At 57.6% G+C, this 17,470-nt stretch carries 17 protein-coding genes; 10 read left to right on the plus strand and 7 right to left on the minus strand.

Annotated features, from left to right (window positions below; translation table 11 throughout):
• Positions 1 to 11: 11 nt before the first annotated feature.
• The 7 genes from gmk to MTP37_RS07395 form a co-directional block, all read right to left on the minus strand.
• Positions 12 to 584, minus strand: coding sequence for a guanylate kinase (gene gmk, locus MTP37_RS07365; protein WP_249236696.1), 573 nt, complete (start codon positions 582 to 584; stop codon positions 12 to 14).
• Positions 574 to 852, minus strand: a complete 279-nt coding sequence (gene remA, locus MTP37_RS07370; RefSeq protein ID WP_249236697.1) for an extracellular matrix/biofilm regulator RemA — start codon at positions 850 to 852, stop codon at positions 574 to 576. The genes gmk and remA overlap by 11 nt, the downstream gene beginning before the upstream one ends.
• Before the next feature lie 23 nt (positions 853 to 875).
• The gene (locus MTP37_RS07375) at positions 876 to 1,754 is read right to left on the minus strand and encodes a YicC/YloC family endoribonuclease (RefSeq protein ID WP_249236698.1); all 879 of its coding nucleotides are present in this window, start codon (positions 1,752 to 1,754) and stop codon (positions 876 to 878) included.
• 230 nt (positions 1,755 to 1,984) lie between these two features.
• Positions 1,985 to 2,326, minus strand: coding sequence for a transposase family protein (locus tag MTP37_RS07380; RefSeq protein ID WP_249236699.1), 342 nt, complete (start codon positions 2,324 to 2,326; stop codon positions 1,985 to 1,987).
• A 229-nt stretch (positions 2,327 to 2,555) separates the two neighbouring features.
• Entirely contained in the window at positions 2,556 to 3,959 is a 1,404-nt protein-coding gene (locus MTP37_RS07385; protein WP_249236700.1) for an oxaloacetate decarboxylase subunit alpha, read from the minus strand.
• Positions 3,960 to 3,975: 16 nt separating this feature from the next.
• The gene (locus tag MTP37_RS07390; protein ID WP_005940233.1) at positions 3,976 to 4,356 is read right to left on the minus strand and encodes a biotin/lipoyl-containing protein; all 381 of its coding nucleotides are present in this window, start codon (positions 4,354 to 4,356) and stop codon (positions 3,976 to 3,978) included.
• A 48-nt stretch (positions 4,357 to 4,404) separates the two neighbouring features.
• Positions 4,405 to 5,724 carry a carboxyl transferase domain-containing protein gene (locus MTP37_RS07395; protein ID WP_249236701.1) on the minus strand — a complete coding sequence of 440 codons (1,320 nt, stop codon included), beginning with the start codon at positions 5,722 to 5,724 and terminating at the stop codon, positions 4,405 to 4,407.
• Positions 5,725 to 6,206: 482 nt separating this feature from the next.
• On the opposite strand from MTP37_RS07395, the gene MTP37_RS07400 reads away from it, so the two are divergent.
• The 10 genes from MTP37_RS07400 to MTP37_RS07445 all read left to right on the plus strand — a co-directional run bounded on the left by MTP37_RS07400 (position 6,207) and on the right by MTP37_RS07445 (position 17,465).
• The gene (locus MTP37_RS07400; protein ID WP_249236702.1) at positions 6,207 to 8,165 is read left to right on the plus strand and encodes a glycerophosphodiester phosphodiesterase; all 1,959 of its coding nucleotides are present in this window, start codon (positions 6,207 to 6,209) and stop codon (positions 8,163 to 8,165) included.
• A 97-nt stretch (positions 8,166 to 8,262) separates the two neighbouring features.
• Complete coding sequence (locus tag MTP37_RS07405; RefSeq protein WP_249236703.1) at positions 8,263 to 10,758, plus strand: LuxR C-terminal-related transcriptional regulator; 2,496 nt, start codon at positions 8,263 to 8,265, stop codon at positions 10,756 to 10,758.
• Positions 10,759 to 10,895: 137 nt separating this feature from the next.
• The gene (locus tag MTP37_RS07410; protein ID WP_249236704.1) at positions 10,896 to 12,548 is read left to right on the plus strand and encodes an InlB B-repeat-containing protein; all 1,653 of its coding nucleotides are present in this window, start codon (positions 10,896 to 10,898) and stop codon (positions 12,546 to 12,548) included.
• Between the two features lie 272 nt (positions 12,549 to 12,820).
• Positions 12,821 to 13,639: a hypothetical protein gene (locus MTP37_RS07415; RefSeq protein ID WP_249236705.1), complete on the plus strand. Its 819-nt coding sequence runs from the start codon at positions 12,821 to 12,823 to the stop codon at positions 13,637 to 13,639.
• Between the two features lie 3 nt (positions 13,640 to 13,642).
• A complete protein-coding gene (locus tag MTP37_RS07420) occupies positions 13,643 to 14,080 on the plus strand; it encodes a hypothetical protein (protein ID WP_249236706.1) in 438 nt (145 codons plus the stop codon).
• A 39-nt stretch (positions 14,081 to 14,119) separates the two neighbouring features.
• Positions 14,120 to 14,710 (plus strand): hypothetical protein, encoded by a 591-nt coding sequence (locus tag MTP37_RS07425; RefSeq protein ID WP_249236707.1) that lies wholly within the window; start codon positions 14,120 to 14,122, stop codon positions 14,708 to 14,710.
• A 15-nt stretch (positions 14,711 to 14,725) separates the two neighbouring features.
• Positions 14,726 to 15,556: a hypothetical protein gene (locus MTP37_RS07430; protein ID WP_249236708.1), complete on the plus strand. Its 831-nt coding sequence runs from the start codon at positions 14,726 to 14,728 to the stop codon at positions 15,554 to 15,556.
• A gap of 16 nt (positions 15,557 to 15,572) precedes the next feature.
• Positions 15,573 to 16,199 (plus strand): hypothetical protein, encoded by a 627-nt coding sequence (locus MTP37_RS07435; protein WP_249236709.1) that lies wholly within the window; start codon positions 15,573 to 15,575, stop codon positions 16,197 to 16,199.
• An 11-nt stretch (positions 16,200 to 16,210) separates the two neighbouring features.
• A complete protein-coding gene (locus MTP37_RS07440; protein WP_249236710.1) occupies positions 16,211 to 16,402 on the plus strand; it encodes a hypothetical protein in 192 nt (63 codons plus the stop codon).
• A 19-nt stretch (positions 16,403 to 16,421) separates the two neighbouring features.
• Positions 16,422 to 17,465 carry a hypothetical protein gene (locus tag MTP37_RS07445; protein WP_249236711.1) on the plus strand — a complete coding sequence of 348 codons (1,044 nt, stop codon included), beginning with the start codon at positions 16,422 to 16,424 and terminating at the stop codon, positions 17,463 to 17,465.
• The last annotated feature ends 5 nt before the right edge of the window (positions 17,466 to 17,470 follow it).

Below are 17,470 nucleotides of genomic sequence, written 5' to 3' on the forward strand. Positions count from 1 at the left end.
TCCTTCAAATATTATTCTGCGCTTCCGATGCGGCGGCAGATCGCCTCATACAGTGCATCGGCGCAGGTATCGACCCGGTCATTGACCAGCTTCAGGGTGAATTTATCCTGCTGGGCCAGCTCCTGCCGAGCCGTAGCAAGACGTTCCTGAATGCTGTCCTCGGTCTCGGTGCCGCGGCCGCGCAGACGGCGTTCCAGCTCCTCCACCGAGGGCGGCAGCAGGAACACGGTGGTCGCGCCGGGGAACATGCGGCGGATATTCGCTGCGCCGTGCACATCAATGACCAGAACGACCACCTTCCGGGCTGCCAGACGCTTGTCCACCTCTTCGCGCAGGGTGCCGTAGTAGTTGCCGTTGTAGAAGTTGTGCTCCACCACCTGATCGTTCTCGATCAGCTGCTGGAACTGCTCCCGGGTGCGGTAATAATAGTCCACGCCCTCCTGCTCACCGGGACGCGGTGAGCGGGTGGTGGCGGAGACGGTCTTTTCGATCTCCGGGTGTGCTTCGCGCAGTGCCTTCACCACGCTGTCCTTGCCGGTGCCTGCCGCACCGGAAACTACAAACAGATATTTATCATTCGCCATGGGACGGTTCCTCCTCTGCTGTCACTCTGCTCTCCTGCCCTGCCGCGCGGTTGGCCACCGTTTCCGGCTGGAGCGCCGAGAGCACCACGTGATCGGAATCCATGATCAGCACCGCACGGGTGCTGCGGCCATAGGATGCATCGATCAGCATCCCGCGCTCCCGCGCTTCCTTGATCAGACGCTTGACCGGGGCCGAGTCCGGGCTGACGACAGCCACCACGCGGCCCGCACTGACCATATTGCCAAACCCGATGTTGATCAGCTTCATAAATTCCTCCGGATCTTACTTCATCATTCCAGATTCTGGATCTGTTCACGGATCTTTTCGATCTCGGCCTTCATGTCCACCACGATGCGGGTGATGTCCAGATCCTGACACTTGGAACCAATGGTATTGGTCTCACGGTTCAGTTCCTGCGTCAGGAAGTCCAGCTTGCGGCCCACCGGCTCGTTCAGGGCCAGAATGTCCCGGTACTGTGCGATATGACTGCGCAGGCGGACGGTCTCCTCGTCCACAGCAGTCTTGTCGCCAAAGATGGCGGCTTCGGTCAGCACGCGGGCATCATCGATATCGCGGTCTTCCAGAATGACCTTGAGCTTTTCATACAGGCGGGTGGTGTAAGCCTCCACACGGCCCGCGCTCAGGGTCTCCACTTTGCCGACGCATTCCTCCAGAAAATTCAGGCGGTTCTCCACATCGGCCTTCATCTTGGCACCCTCGGCGGCGCGCATTTCCACAAAGCGATCCAGCGCCTGTGCCGTAACGGCAGACACATCCTCCCACAGCTGTTCCTCGTCCACATCCGCATGGCGGGTGGTGAGCACATCCGGGAAACGGGTGATCACCCCGGCAGAGATATCATTTTTGACGCCCAGCTGCTCGGAGATATCCCGCATGGCCTGCTGATAGCTGCGGGCCAGTTCCATGTTGACCGCAACCACGGTATCTGCGGCATCTACATTCTGTACCGTCATGCTCAGCTCCACCTTGCCGCGGGTGATGCGTTCGTTGAGCTGCTTTTTCAGTCGACTGTCCAGATAGCTGCAGGTGCGCGGGATGCGCGAAGAATACTCAAAGTAGCGAGAATTGACGCTGCGCAGTTCCACCGTGATCTCACGGCCATTGCGCACAGCAGTCCCACGGCCAAAGCCGGTCATGCTTAAGATCATAACGTTCTCCTATTTTCTGTTTTTCAATGTTTTTGCATACAGATTCCGGTATATGTATCCGCCTTTGGGTGCACAAGCCCATGTTACGATACATATAGCTTCATTTTACTATTCTTCGGCCCAAAATTCAAGGTGCACTGTTGTGCATTCCGGCCAAAATGCTCGCAATGAACGCCAATAAGTAAAAAAGCTCCGGCACAGAATCCAAAGATTTTGTGCCGGAGCCTGTTTCAGTTGGTTTTGTACACACAGGTAACGCTTTTCTGGATCAGATCTGCGTTCAGCAGGGTCTGCTCCACCCAATGAACATTCACTTCAATGGTATCGCGGGAGACCTCGTATTCTGCAGCAATGCTGTCCATGCTGCGGTATTCATGACGGTAGATCAGGGTCAGCACCAGCTTATCCAGCATGGTGATCTTGGTAAAGCGCGGCTTACGCTTATGCTCCCTACGATAAGCGTCTTCCAGTGCTGCCAGCATCCGGTCAAATTCCCTTTTTCCAACGCCAAAGGTCAGCACATAGTCCCGCTCCGTAAATTCCGCAAGGCGCTGGGCAGTAACTTTTCTCATAGGGGTCCCCTCCTTCTTTTGTGGCAATATCCGAATGCCGCGCGCATCCATTTTTATCCATTATAGAGTGGGGATGTTTTCAAGTCAATGCATTTCATTGCCTTTTGGGGCAGATTTTTGCAAAAACATTTTCTGCCGGTTTATACGACCCATGTCATCTCCTGCCCACCGCCCTGCTATGCAAAAAGGGCCTCCCGCTCACAGCGGGAAGCCCTTAAAATACCGTTACTTAGACGGGGTGAGACTGATTGGCGTAGTCCACATGATCGCCATCAACGCCCTGCTTCTTGGCATTGCGCTTGTCGAAGAACTTGGGTGCCACCTGCGGGAACATTGCGTAGGTCAGCACATCCTCTTCCTGCGTTGCCCACTTGGCAGCTTCCGCCTTCAGCTTGTCCATTTCGGGAGCAAGCGTATCGGCAAAGCGGCAGGTGATGGGCTGCTCGTCGCCCAGGATCTTCTTGGTGAACTCCGGCTTGATGGGAGCGGGAGTCTTGCCGTAGTCGCCATGGACCAGACCCTTGAACTCCTTGGTGACCATCTTGTAGCGCTCACCAAGGATGACATTGAACACAGCCTGCGTACCAACGATCTGGCTGGTGGGAGTGACCAGCGGCGGATAGCCTGCATCCTCGCGGACACGGGGGATCTCAGCCAGCACTTCATCCAGCTTGTCTTCCTTGCCGGCATCCTTCAGCTGCTTGAGCATGTTGGAGAACATGCCGCCCGGCACCTGATACAGCAGGGTGTTGGCATCAACGCCCAGACTCTTGGGGCTGATCTGGCCGTTGGCGATGTACTTTTCGCGCAGCTTTGCAAAGTATGCGCGGACAACGTTCAACTGCTTCAGATCCAGACCGGTGTCATAATCGGTACCCTGCAGGGCAGCGACCAGACTCTCGGTGGGCATGTGGCTGGTGCCCAGGCTCAAGGGGCTCATGGCGGTATCGATGATGTCGGCACCTGCCTCGATGCCCTTCAGGATGGACATGGAAGCCAGACCTGCGGTGTAGTGGCTGTGGATGTCAACAGGGATGCTGACGGTCTCCTTCAGCTTCTTGACCAGATCGTAGCAGGTATAGGGAGTCAGCAGACCGGCCATATCCTTGATGCAGATGGAGTTTGCACCCATCTCCTCCAGAGTCTTGGCGTAGGCTGCAAAGTACTCGTTGTTGTGCACGGGGCTCAGGGTGTAGCTGATGCAGCCCTGCACATGAGCGCCTTCCTTGTTGGCTGCCTTGATAGCAGTCTGCAGGTTGCGCGGATCGTTCAGTGCATCAAAGATGCGGATGACATCGATGCCGTTTGCAACAGACTTCTGCACAAAGTACTCAACGGCGTCATCTGCGTAGGGACGATAGCCCAGCATGTTCTGGCCGCGGAACAGCATCTGCAGCTTCTGGTGAGGCAGTTCCTTGCGCAGGATGCGCAGGCGGTCCCAGGGATCTTCGTCCAGGAAGCGGATGCAGCTGTCGAACGTAGCGCCGCCCCAGCACTCCACGGAGAAGTAGTTGATCTTATCCATTTCCGGCAGGATGGGACGCATCTCATCCATGGTCATGCGGGTTGCCAGCAGAGACTGGTGGGCATCGCGCAGGACGACCTCGGTAACCTTGATCGGCTTTTTGGCCATGATTGTCACCTCTCCCTTAGTTCATGGAAACCAGAACGTCACCGGAGTTGACGGTGTCGCCCTTGTTGACGTTGATGGAAGCCACAGTGCCGTCCTGCGGAGCAACGATCTCGTTCTCCATCTTCATAGCCTCCAGGATCACCAGCACATCGCCGGCCTTGACGGATGCACCGGCCTTGACCTTGACATCCAGAATGTTGCCGGGCATGGGAGCCTTGACGGCAACAGCACCGGCAGCGCCTGCGGCAGCCTTGGGTGCAGCGGCGGGAGCCGGAGCAGCCTTAGGAGCAGCGGGTGCGGCAGGAGCTGCAGCAGCAACGGGAGCAGCACCAGCGGCAGTCTCCTCCACGGAGACGCTGTAAGCAACGCCATTGACGGTAATATTGTAGTACTTCATGGAAGGATCCTCCAAATCAAAATCGTATCTAAAGATTTATACAGACGATTACAGGGCCATGTTGCCGTGCTTCTTGGGCAGGCGGGCAGCACGCTTGGTGCTCAGCAGCTCCAGTGCAGCAACCACGCTTGCACGGACATTCGCTGCATCGCAGGTCAGGTCAGCAGCACCGCAGGCAACCGCATTTGCTGCGCTGCACACCTCAGCGGTGTAGGCAGCAGCCTTTGCGTTGGTGGCTGCAATGATGTTGTCGGAAGCATCGATCTCTTCCTTGTACAGTACGCTGACAGCAGCACTGGGTTCCAGCGCGCTGACAGTGCAGCCGGTCACAGCAATGCGCAGATCAGCAGCGGCCAGTGCGGTGTAGACAGGGCCCACAGCCTTGCCTGCCAGCACAGCCACCTTTGCAGTGGTAGCGTCGGCATAGGTGGCAGCCAGACGGGCAGCCTCGCGGATGCCGCCTGCAATGTCATCGGTAGCGCTGGGCACGAAGCCCTCGGTATCCACAATGGTGATCACCGGCACGCTGAAAGCATCGCACAGGCGCACAAAACGGGAAGCCTTGGCTACGCAGTTGTGGCACAGGTTCTTGCCGGTGGCCACAACACCCACAGCGTTGCCGCCCACGGTTGCAAATGCGGTATAGACAGACTTGCCAAAGCCTGCATACAGCTCCACGGCGCTGTCCTTATCGACCACAGCGGCAGCAGCCTTTGCAGGCTCTGCACCAGCAGCCAGAACAGCAGTGGGCTGCTCGAACTCAAAGATCGCAGGGCCGGTCAGGTTGTTGGCCGGCAGCAGGCCCACGATGTGAGCAGCCTTCTCGGCAGCTTCCGCAGCAGTGGACTCCACGATAGCAGCCACGCCAGCCTTTGCAGCGGCGGCGGCGGTACCGGCATCGGCCACCTTGTCGCCCTTGGCGGCAGAGGTGAACGGAGCGGTGAAGAACAGCTCTGCGCCCTCAGCCATGATGCAGACATCTGCATTGGCTGCGCTCAGTGCGCTGGTGCCGCCGCAGACACCCAGAACAACAGCCACCTGCGGGATCACGCCGGAAACCTTTGCGATCTGCGCATTCAGCTTTGCACTGGCGGTCAGCACGTCCAGACCCTCAGCCAGCTTTGCGCCAACGGAGTTGTAGAAGGTGACGACCGGGCAGCCAGTCTGTGCTGCCATTTCCAGAACCTTGATGTTCTTTTCAACATCCTTTACGGTAACAGCTTCGCCATTCTGATAAACAGCGTAAGCCTGCTGACCTGCAGCATAGCCGCAGGCAGCGCTCACTGCACCATCAGCAAACAGCGCAGTGTATTCCCCGTCATCGAAAAACTTGGCGAGGATTTCTCCCTTATTGATCTTTGAAGCCATGGTAAGACCTCCTGGTTGTCTGTGTGAGCTTTCAAAATTGGTTTTATTATACTGAATTTTCCATAAAAATGCAAGAGCTTCTATAAAAGTCCATGCAAATCAACATCCGTCACACCCCGTTATATAATTTTTTAACGATTCTGCGTTCCTCTGCCAGAGTCTCCTTCTTCTACAGTTCCGGGCCATGTACGGTGCCTGCCAAATTTTTTCCTGCATTTTTGTTGATTTCGTTTGTCTCTGCCACATTTTATTTTAAAGAAAGATATGTTACACTATATTTATATTATATTTGCAGAGTTTTTCCGGCTGGCTCAGCCGGATGCTTTGTTTTCTCAGGCGGCAGCCCCCGGCTGCACGGCGCAGGATGTCTGCTGTTTTCCGGTCTGCTTCTGCCGATCATGTAAAAAATTTTCACAGGATAGCCCGTTCCAACGCTCTGCGACCGGCTGTCCCGCAAATTATAAGAAGAAGGTTCTGCTAAATTGAAAGATCTGTTCATTTCGTTCCGCACTGCAAATCAGACCTATTCTGTCCTGCGGCGCTCCGTCTTTTCCCTGATGCACCGCGCCGAAGCTGCACTTTTCTCCATTCTCATCCTCTGCAAGCTTGCCACAAACCTGTTGTTCGTTTCCCTGATGCAGCAGGTCTGGTCCCTGACGCTGCGGTTCGCTCCCATGCACTATTTGAGCAACAGCAATGCTTCGGATATTTTTACCTCCCCTGCCATTATCGGCTGTATCGTTCTCATCGCCGTTCTGACGGCCTTCTGGTCGCTGTTTGAATGTTCCGTCCTGCTGCATGGACTGGACCTTGCCCGCAAGGGCGAGAGCATCCGCCTGCCTGCACTGCTGTGCACCTCCCTGCTGGACGCCTGTCATGCCTTTCTACCGCAGAACTGGCTCATTCTGGTCTACAGCGCCACGCTGATCCCTTTCACCAATTTTTTCCTTGCCGTGAATTATATCACTCAGCTTGCAGTGCCGGAATATATCATGGGCGTCATTCGTGCCAACAGCCGGTATCACCTGCTTTATCTGGCCCTCTGCGCCGCACTTCTGGTTCTCCTGATCAGCTGGGTCCTGGTGCTGCCGCTGTTCCTTCTGGAGCACAAAAGCCTGTGGCAATCGGTTCGTGAAAGCGTCGGCTATGTCCGCACGCGCATTCTTCGCACATTTCTTCTGCTGCTGCGGTGGAATGTTTCGGCCCTGCTGCGTTCTCTGCTGCTGACTGCAGCCGTCGCGCTGCCGCTGTACGGCATTATCATCGGCATCGGGATGCAGAGCACGCAGGCCATGTTTGCACTGTCCCGTGCCGCGCTGACCATTGAGCTTCCCTTCTTCCAGTTTCTCATCGACTGCACCATCACCCTTGCACAGTGCACGGTTATTACCGCGCTCTATGACCGCCTGCGGGATAACTTACCGTTTGAAGCGGAGGCAGACCCGGACCGCAGACCCTGCCGCTCCAATGGCAGGTTGCTTCTGACCGCCGCCATTGCCGGTGCCACTTTGCTCACCTTCGTGCTTGCCGCCTGCTACTTTGTTCTGCCGGAGGACGATGCGCTGCGCTCCATGCTGGGCGGCACTGTGCCGATCGTTACGGCACACCGCGGCTATTCCGCCGCCGCACCGGAAAACACCCTGCCCGCCTTCCAGCTTGCCATTGACCACGGCTGTGAGCGCGCTGAGCTGGACGTCCAGATGACAAAGGACGGTATTGTGATGGTGACGCACGACGCCAACCTGCGCCGCTGTGCCGGCCGGAACGAAAACATTTATGACCTGACTTATGATGAAGTGCGGAGACTGGACGCCGGGCGCTGGTTCGGCCAGAAATACACCGGCACCCGGATCCCCACGCTGGAAGAAGTTCTGGAGCAATGCAGGGGCAGGATCCAGCTGAACATTGAGATAAAGCCCAATGCGGCCACACCTGAGCTGGAGGCAGAGACCGTCCGGATCATCTATGAAAAGGGCTTTGAGCATGACTGCGTGATCACCTCGCAAAGCTACGATACCCTTTGCAAGGTCAAGGAGCTTGCCCCGGAGATCCAGACCGGCTATATCCTTGCTTTGGGCGTGGGCAGCTATTACGACCTGCCCGCCGCAGACTTTTTCAGCGTGGAGTCCACCTTCATCACCCCCGGCATGGTCCAGCAGATCCACCTGCGCGGCAAAACCATCTCTGCATGGACGGTCAACCGTCAGGAAGACGCCAGCGATCTGCTGAGCCTTGGCGTAGACGACATTATCACGGACAAACCCGAAATGGTCCAGCAGCTGATGAATGCCGATGCCGATCTGGACAACGATCTGCTCTTTATCCGTGACACGATCCGCAGCCTGATCGGACGGTTCGACGCTGGGGACGAGCCCACACCGGAGGAAGAGGTGATCGAGGAAGCGATCGAAGACCCCGAAGAGCTGCTGGATGCGGCATGATCCGTCAAAGAAAAACAGGATGCAGCTTTTCTGCAGTTATGTTATACTTGATGCAGTGAATCACAGAGCCTCCGGATGGTGAGAAGGAGCAAAAACGATGCGGAAAACAGACTTGAACGCGATCTATATTTCGGAGCGGGTGCAGGAGACCCTGCGCCCTGTTTCGGTCAGCGCACTGACGGCGGTGGTAGCTCCCATGGGCTACGGCAAGACCACGGCGGTCAACTGGTTTTTGAACCAGCGCAGGCAGACGGAAGCGGCCGTCATCCTGCGGGTGAATATCTATTCCGACAATCGCTTCATCTTCTGGAAAAGTGTTCAGAACGCCTTTGCGGCAGCAGGGCTGACAGCACTGGCGGGCTGCGAATACCCCGAAGATGCCAGCAGCGCCGCCCAGTTGATGGATGACCTGTGCGCCGTGCTGGCAGGAGACACGCCCTGCTACCTGTTTCTGGATGATTTCCACCTGTTAAAGGACGAAAAAGCGGCAAAGTTCCTGTGCGGGCTGGCAAACCGCCTGCCGGCGAACATTCACCTGATCGTGGCAAGCCGGAACAACTTCCTGCCCAAGGAAGAGATCCTCCGGCTGGGGCACCGTCTGCACCGCATTGGCAGGGAGCAGCTGCGGCTCAACCATACCGAGCTTGCCCACTACGCCCACCGCTGCGGCATGGACCTGACCGAGGCACAGGTGGAAAGCCTTCTGCGCTCCTGTGAGGGGTGGTTTTCTGCCATATACCTGAATCTGCACTCCTTAGCCGAGCGGGGCATCCTGCTGAGCGAGGATGTCGATATCTATTCCATGTTCACGGCGGCGATGCTGGAAAACCTGCCGCCCCAAAAGCGGGAGTTCCTTGCCATAATGGGGCTTGCGGATGAGTTCACGGTGGAAATGGCACGGGTCGTGACCGAAATGCCGGACGCAGAGGAGATCCTGCTGACCCTGACCGAGCAGAATGCCTTTGTGACCCGCCTGCCGGACGGAAAGGCCTTCCGGTTCCATCACATGCTCAAGGAGTGCGCCATGCGGCTGTTTGCCCGGCTGACGCCGGAAAAACAGGATGCCTGCCGGGAACGGTACGGGGCGTGGTATGAGGCAAAGCAGCAGTATCTCCATGCCCTGACCGCCTACGAAGCGTGCAAGGACTACGATGCAGCGCTGCAGGTCATCGAACGGGATGCCGGGATCCTGCTGTCCACCCTTGACCCGGCAGAGCTGCTGGAACGGCTGGGACGCTGCCCGGTGGAAACGCTCAAGCGGCACCCCTTTGCCATTCTGGTGCTGATGCGCTGTATGTTCAACTGGCGGCAGATCCCGAAAATGATGGAGCTGAAGCAGCTCCTGCTGACCACGGTGGCAGAACATCCGGAGTGGTCTCAGGAAGAAAAAGGCAGCCTTCTGGGAGAGTGCGACCTGATCCTGAGCTTTCTCATGTACAACGATATCTCTGCCATGAGCCGCCTGCACCGCAGCGCCAGTGCGCAGATGTCCCACCCGGCTATCAGCATCCAGAACAGCGGTGGGTGGACCTTCGGTTCTCCCTCGGTGCTGATGATGTTCCACCGTCAGCCCGGTCAGCTGGACCGGGAGCTGGCGGAGATGGATGAATGTATGCCCCACTATTATAAGATCACCAATGGGCACGGCATGGGGGCGGAGACCATCATGCGGGCAGAGGCAGATCTGCAGCAGGGGCGGTTCGACGACGCGCAGATCCTGTTGGAGCGTGCCTATGCACAGATCGAGGGCAACGGTCAGACCAACATGACCCTCTGCTGTGATTTTCTGGCGTGGCGGCTGTCCCTCTGCGGGCCCTACACGCCCCGGGTCCCGCTGGAAGTACGGCGGGAAGAGATGCTCCGGCAGCACAATATGTCATGGCGCAATCTGTTCAACGCCATCTGCGCCTATTACTACGCCCTGCGGGGGCAGACAGGCAGCATCCCGGAGGTGTACGCCGCCCACCGCATGAATACCGTAAACACCCTCGCTCCCGGCAAACCCATGATCGGGCTGATCGAAAATCAGGTCTATCTGGCACAGGGAGAATGGGCCCGGGTGCTGGGCCGCAGCCCGGGGCTGCTGACCCTGTGCGAAGCCCTTCACTATGACCTTGTGGCCCTGCATCTGCGGATCCAGATGGCGGCAGCCTATGCCCGGCTGGGCCGACAGGACGAAGGCCTCGGCCTGCTCCAGCAGGCTCTGGCGCAGGCCGCCCCGGACGGCTTTATCATGCCCTTTGCAGAAAATTTCCGGGATCTGAAACCTCTGCTGGAAGCAGCGCAGGAAGGGCCCCATTCCGATGCTGTCCGGCGCATCCTTGCTCTGGGTGCAGCGCAGGAGGAACGCTGCCGGGCATTGAACCACAGCGAGGCCCTGCCCGAAGCTGCCGCCCGGCTGACAGAGCGGGAGCTTACACTGGCAAGGCTTATTGCAGACCGCTGCACCAACAAAGAGATCGCTGCCAAGATGTTCCTTTCGGAAGGAACGGTGAAGCAGTACACCAACCAGCTTTATTCCAAGCTGGGCATTGGCGGCGGGGTGCGCACGAAGCGTGCCCAGCTGGCAGAATTGTTCGCCAAAAAATACTAACCTCAGGTTAATAGCTTTTTTCACCGGCCCGTTGTACTCTTTTATTAGAGGAATAACAGGCCGGTTTTTCTGCGCCCGGATGCAGACTGAAAAAAGCAGTGCACAGGGCAGCGGAACGGCGGAAGGAGGATGTTTTTATGACAAATGAACTCCGGCACACCCCAAAGCTGCGGCTGCTCAGTGCTTTTCTGGCAGCGGCCATGACTCTGACCACGCTGCCTGCGGCTGCATTCGCGGCGGACGTGACAGATTATGAACTTGCTGTGAATGGAAAGAGGGTAACCTCGGCCAACGCAACGAATATTCTGGACGATGGCAAGGCAAGTTATGATGCTGTCACCCGGACGCTGACCCTGAGTGGAGACATCTCAGCCACAGACAATGCAGTCAACCCATTCGGGGAGCAGATAACTGTTGACGGAAACAGTACACTTACACTGACCGATGGGCAGAAAGAATTGTACGCCGGGCTTTGTGGTACAAAGACGATCAATGTAGCGGCAGGTGCTGATATCACATTGGACGCATTTGGATATGGCATTTCCTATGCGGGCGCAGATATTTCCGGAAATGTAACGATCCGCAATGTGGATTTCGGTATCACAAGTGGTGGTGCCACGATTCAAAGCACTGGTAAATTGGTCATTGAGAAAGCTGACAAAGCAGTTTCCGGCGGCGGTGCAAAAGTTTATGGCACGCTGGAAATTGACGAGACCGGCACAGCCGTCAGCGACAGCGGTGTCACGGTCTATGAGGGCGGCGTGGTGACCATCACCGGAGCAACCAGCGGCCTGAACGGCAGGTCGGAAGTGGACGGCGGCAGCCTTTCGGTGAGCGCCACAACCTGCATTGACAACGGCGAAGTGATATTTAAAAGCGGCACCCTAAAGCTGGATTCCGCCAATAACGAGACGATTGCCCTGAACAAACTGACTGTGAACGCGCCCAACTTCTGGTACCGCACGGCAACGGACGGCGCATGGACGCAAGTGACGGGCGGCAGCTGGACGCGGCCTGACGATGCGGTTTATTTTGAGATCACCACCGATGATCCTGCTGCCACGCACTACACCGTTACCTTCGACCTCAACGGCGGCACAAACTGGGACTGGATCAGCGGCGGCGAATGGAATAACGCCCACGATCGGGTGAGTTTTCCCACTCAAACTGGAGGCCGCGGCGAAGGTCTGTCGATCTCTGTGGACCCCGGCATGGGCCCGAAACGGGAAGGCTATGAGTTCGTTGGCTGGTACACTGCAGCTGTCGGCGGTGAGCCGGTGGAGAATCAGTCCTATTACTATCAAGATCAGCGTCTGGAGCCGATCACAGAAAATATCACCCTCTATGCCCACTGGCAGTGGATCGGCGAGGGTCCTGAGCCTGGCCCCGCCCCTGTCCCGGACGAAACGGTGGTCGACGGCGGAGACGGCTCCGGGTTCGGCGCAGTGCTGGCCGTGGCAGGCGGCGCTGCTGTGGTGGGTGCTGCAGGCTTCGGCGTCTACGAACTGGCCACCCGCGCCATCCTGAAAGACCTGCTGCCTGAGGGCACGGCGATCCCCGCGACCCGCGGCGAGCTGGCCCTGCTGCTGTGGCAGAACGCCGGAAGGCCGGAACCCGCTGCACTGCCCGCCTTTGCGGACACGGCAGATACGGAGACTGCAAAGGCCGCCCAGTGGTGCACCGAACAGGGCCTGCTGACGGCTGAGAACGGCGCGTTCCACCCGGAACAGAAGGTCACGAAGTACCGCGTGATCCGGGTCTGGAAACAGGCTGCGGCACCGCAGCAGTGATGGGGCAGCTGCAGATCTGCACCGGAAAACTCAGGACGGATGTGAAGAGAACCTGCTGATAGATCCCGGCAAAGAGGACCCGCTCCCCGCAGAGCAAAAGGAAGGTTCTCTTTGCCGCAGCGGAAACGGCTTGGGTCAAATGCTTTTCCGTTTTTTAAAACAGCGAGGCCCATGTCCGGCACCCCTGCGATGCGGACATGGGCCTTTTTTCTCGGCTGCTCCACTGCCGGGAAAACACTTTGCAGATCAAAACAGGAAAGGAGAAAAACAAGATGAAATGGAGAAAAACAGCGGCTGTTCTGAGCCTTCTGCTGGCGCTGAGCATCAGCCTTTCTGCCTGTGGAGGAGGCGCGGCAGAGCCCTCCCCCAGCTCAGAATCGGAGGAAGCCCCGTATTCTGAGGAGACCTCGGACGCGACCTCTGCGGCTGAGCTGAGCGATGAGCAGCGGGAAGCGCTGGACGACTGGATCTGGTACGAGCGGGGGGACTACACCTCGGAAAACTGGTACCACATTGCGTCCGACGGCACGGTGGAGATGCACACCGAGTACGGCTCCACCGAGGACACCTACACCGCCTACCCCATGCTGGGATGCTCCTACAACTTTGAGGGCTTTGACGTCGGCCCGGACGATGTGCCTTTCCTGAGCCTTCATATGGATGAGAATGTCTTCAACAGCGTGGAGATCATCGAGGACGGCAGAGCGTTCCTTATCGGAAATGCAAGCTCCTTTGAAAGCTACTACATCCGCTCCGACTACACCGATGACGAGGACCTGCACAACGCCTGCGTGCTGATGTACCGGCAGTGGCGGATGGACGAAGAGCACCTGTACCTCAACTTCTACCCCAACCATGGCTTCATCCTGCATGGCCAGAAGGATCTGGGGGACGGCGTTTACGGCTTTGATGCCGACAGCGTGTATACCGGTCAGTGGATGGTGGACGGCGATACCGTAAGCCTTTTCTGGGACGACGGAACCGAGGACACTGCTGTGCTGATCCCGAATGAGCATCCGGGCGATGTGGGAGAAGACGTAAGCACCCTGAGCCTGAACGGCACCGACCTGCTCTTCAACAACAGGTGGTGAACGATGAAAAAACAAATCGGCGTTCTGCTGGCGGCATTTCTGATCCTGCTGCTGGGGTGGGCCATCCTCCCGGCTCCGGCAGTGCCGTCGGATGATCCACCGGAGGAAGACATTGCCGGAAGCGACTGGCGCACATGGGGCATCATCAACGACTCCGGCACGTTGGTGCAGGACGGAGAGACCATCCCCTTCTGCGCCTGCGTCCACACCGGGGACACGACCCTCTACCATGACACCGAAAGTCAGGTGCTGCTGGCAGAGCTAGTCTACCCTGCCCCTGTGGAGAATGCAGAACAGCGCTACCTCGGCATGGAGACCGCAGACCGGAACGGCGACGGCAGCAGCGATGTCCTGCTCCGCTTTTCACAGGAAGATGGAACGCTGGAACTGTTGTTCTGTTGGGACCCGGAGACTGGGGCCTTTCGATCCGTTCCGGCATGACCGGAGCAAAAACCATTTATTAAAAAAGGAGGCAATTCTATGAAAAACACGATGAAACGCACGCTGGGGCTGTTTGCAGCTGCACTGCTGACCATGTCGCTGGCACTCAGCGTCTATGCATCCGGTCACGACCTGACCTTTACCGACAAAGGCAACCGGATGCATGTCAAGGACAAGACCGTTCATGTGCAGACCTACTACCCCTATGAGTATTATGTGCTGGATGTTCTGGAGGATGCCCTTGTGGTGGCAAACCCCGAATGGGACGACTGCGGTTTTGCGGTCTGCCGCAGGATCACCAATGAATATCTGGACTATACCGGCTCTGATGACGACTTTGTTCTGGACTATGCAGAGGAATATCTGGAGTATGATTTCCAGCAGCTGTACGGTGGTCAGTGGCCCGATACCTCGTGGGAGGTAGTGGACGAGAGCAACGCTTCCAACCGTATCGCCACCATGCGGGGCTACATCTGGAACGATGAGATGGATGCCTACATGTGGACCGTGATCTACTGGGACACCAGTTACAACAACGCCATGGCAAAGACCTTCTTTGTCCCGGAGTACAACGGCTACGATAAGGCCGACAAGATGGGCAAGAAGGTGAGCAGCACCGTCGGGTGCTGATGGGAGTGATACAGTATGAGGACACGGAACCGTGCCCCGCAGGAAAAAATGCCGGATGAAGAGCTTTCCCGCCGCATCCTGTTTTACGGGCATCTGGCAAACCTCTGCGCCTACGGCTGCATTGCAGGTGCCGTGCTGGGCGTTCTGGCCGGCATCCTGCTTGAAAGCTTCACGGCGGGCTGCACCATCGTGATGCTTGTGATCGTAGCAGCGGTCTTTTTGATCCAGCTGATCCACGCCATGCAAAGTTCCCTGATCCTCGGACAGCTGGGGGATGGTTTTATGGCCGCACTGCACAAGGCCTTTGGCCCGCAGCCGGAGCACAAGCAGTGGCCCATGAGCGATGAACTGGCGCGGCGTTCCGGGCTTTTCCCGGAGGAATGGGAATTGGCCAGTGCCCACGGCAGCTACGAGGGCAGCTATCAGGGCATTCCCTTTGCCATGCACAACGCTTCCCTCATCCACGTCTGGGAGGTGCGCGACCCCATGCCCGACGACCCGCACAACACCCGCACCTGCTCCAAAACGATCTTCAAGGGGTTGTTTCTGGTGTGCCGGATGCGCAGGCCGATGGCTCCGGAGCCCTTTGCCCTGCCCGGCGAGTTTGATCTGGCACCGGAAAGCTGGAAGCAGCAGCTGCAGAGGGCCGTGGGCGCTCGGGCGCTGCGGATGAGCTTCCGGGGAGATCTGATGTTTGCCGCCTTTGACACCGACCGGAAGATCATGGCAGTTTCCAAGGACATTGACCCGAAGATCATTGATGAATACCGCCGCAGTTTTCAGGACTCGGTCGACATGATGAAGGATCTGATGGAAGCCGTGGCGCAGAATACGGAGCTTTTCTGAAACAGGAGGAACCAAAATGAAACGTATCGCACTTTTACTTGCCGCCTTGCTGATGTTTTCCCTGACCGGATGCGGCAGTTCCGATGCCGCGGGCGAGGCTTCGGACTCCGACAAGGCCGGGGCTTACGAGGTCATCCCGCCGGAGGATGGCCGGGGCGACCTGATCCCCGCCTCTTCGGACGTGGTGAGCATCCCGGTGCTGGTGGGCGGCGGTCTCCCCTTCACCAGCATGGAAAATCTGATGAACGAGAACTATGAGGATGGCACCTACACCTACGAGGACATGACGCAGGACGGCTCTGTGCTGGTGGTGGATATGGCGTTCCAGTCGCTGCGCACCAACGAGACGGTGGAGGAATACGCAGAATATGCCGCCCGGTTTGCCGCTCTGGATACCGGCGAAGGGGAACCCCGCGATGTCACCTGCTTTCAGGATGAGGACTACACCCAGAACCTTTCCTACCCGGTTTACATCGTCTGGTACACCACCGGCTCGGGGGAGGACCAGCGGGAGTGGATGGTCTACACGGTGGACACCGACGACTACACCTACCTTTATGCCTTCGGCACCATTGCCGATGAAGCGGACGACATGCAGGATGTGTTCTACAACATCTGCGATCATCTTGAACTGGTGGATTGAGGTTTGAGGATATGACGCTGGAACAATCGGTTCTGCTGCTTGCACTGGCTCTGGCCGGGGCCTATGCGCTGCCCCGGCTTTTGCCGCAGAAGCCCCGGCTGCGCCGGGGACTACAGGTCCTGTGCATCGTTGTGGCAGTGCTCAGTGCGGCGTATGCCCTGCTGACGCTGCTGTTCGTCTGGGCAGCAGGACAGAAACTTTGAAGATCGGGAGAAAACGACCATGAAAAACAAAACTCATCTGCTGCCCCTTGCCAGCCTTCTGCTGGCAGGCGGCATCCTTTGTACCGGCTGCGGCGGCGATGCCCCCGCCAGCAGCGTTCCGGCTGACGTCAGTACGGCTTCCTCTGTGGAAGAGGTCGATGCCATGGACGGCTACGACTACATCAATGATTATGTCGGTCTGTGGGGCTATTACGACATCGAGCTCTGGCTCCGTGTCCACGAGGACAGCACCTTTGAATTCGTCAACTCCGAGGACGAGACCATTTACACTGGCACCGCAGATGCGGACAAATACGGCATGGACCTCTACTTCGATGACGACACCCCGCAGATGCGGCTGGATCTTTCGGTCAGCGGCGACCTGTTGGAGGAAGGCTCTTCGGATGCTTTGCACCCGGTGGATGCCATCGTCTCCCGGGCGACCTGCTTTGAGAAAAACGGGCTGGAGATCAATGGCATCGTGGATTCTTCCGACCCCATCCAGCTGGACAGCGGCGTTTGCAGCTTTACCGGAAAGGGCAGTGGCTACAACACCGACGAGTGTTACTGGCAGGTGACAAAGTACAACGACGTGACCCACGACGGCATCCGGGAGATCCAGTTTGATGCCGTGTGCTATATCCCGGATTCCTCTATTCCCTACTTTGGGCAGACCTATGATACCTACATCTCCAGCGAACTCTACGATGCCTATACCGGCACATGGCTCACGGCATCCACCGCCAGGGGGGATACGAGCCGGGGGGACAACCACTATTATCACACGGTGCACTGGAACGACAACGCTTACGACGTCGAGTTCTTCTTCTCTACCGACTGGAACATGAGCAGCACCAGCGATGACAAGATCTTTACCAAGAGCTATGTGGTCTACCTGCCGGAGGATTACGACGGACTGGTTTTTGCCGCACAGGCGCAGCCGGACAACTATGCTGATGCCATGGCGCTGGATAATCTGGAAAATGTAAGCCCCGAAGGCAACATCATGGATCTTGCTCCGCTGGACCCCTACGCCAGCCTGTACTTCAGCATCTGCGGCTGAGCCGG

It is taken from the genome of Faecalibacterium sp. HTF-F, from assembly GCF_023347535.1.
Classification (GTDB): Bacteria; Bacillota; Clostridia; order Oscillospirales; family Ruminococcaceae; genus Faecalibacterium; species Faecalibacterium wellingii.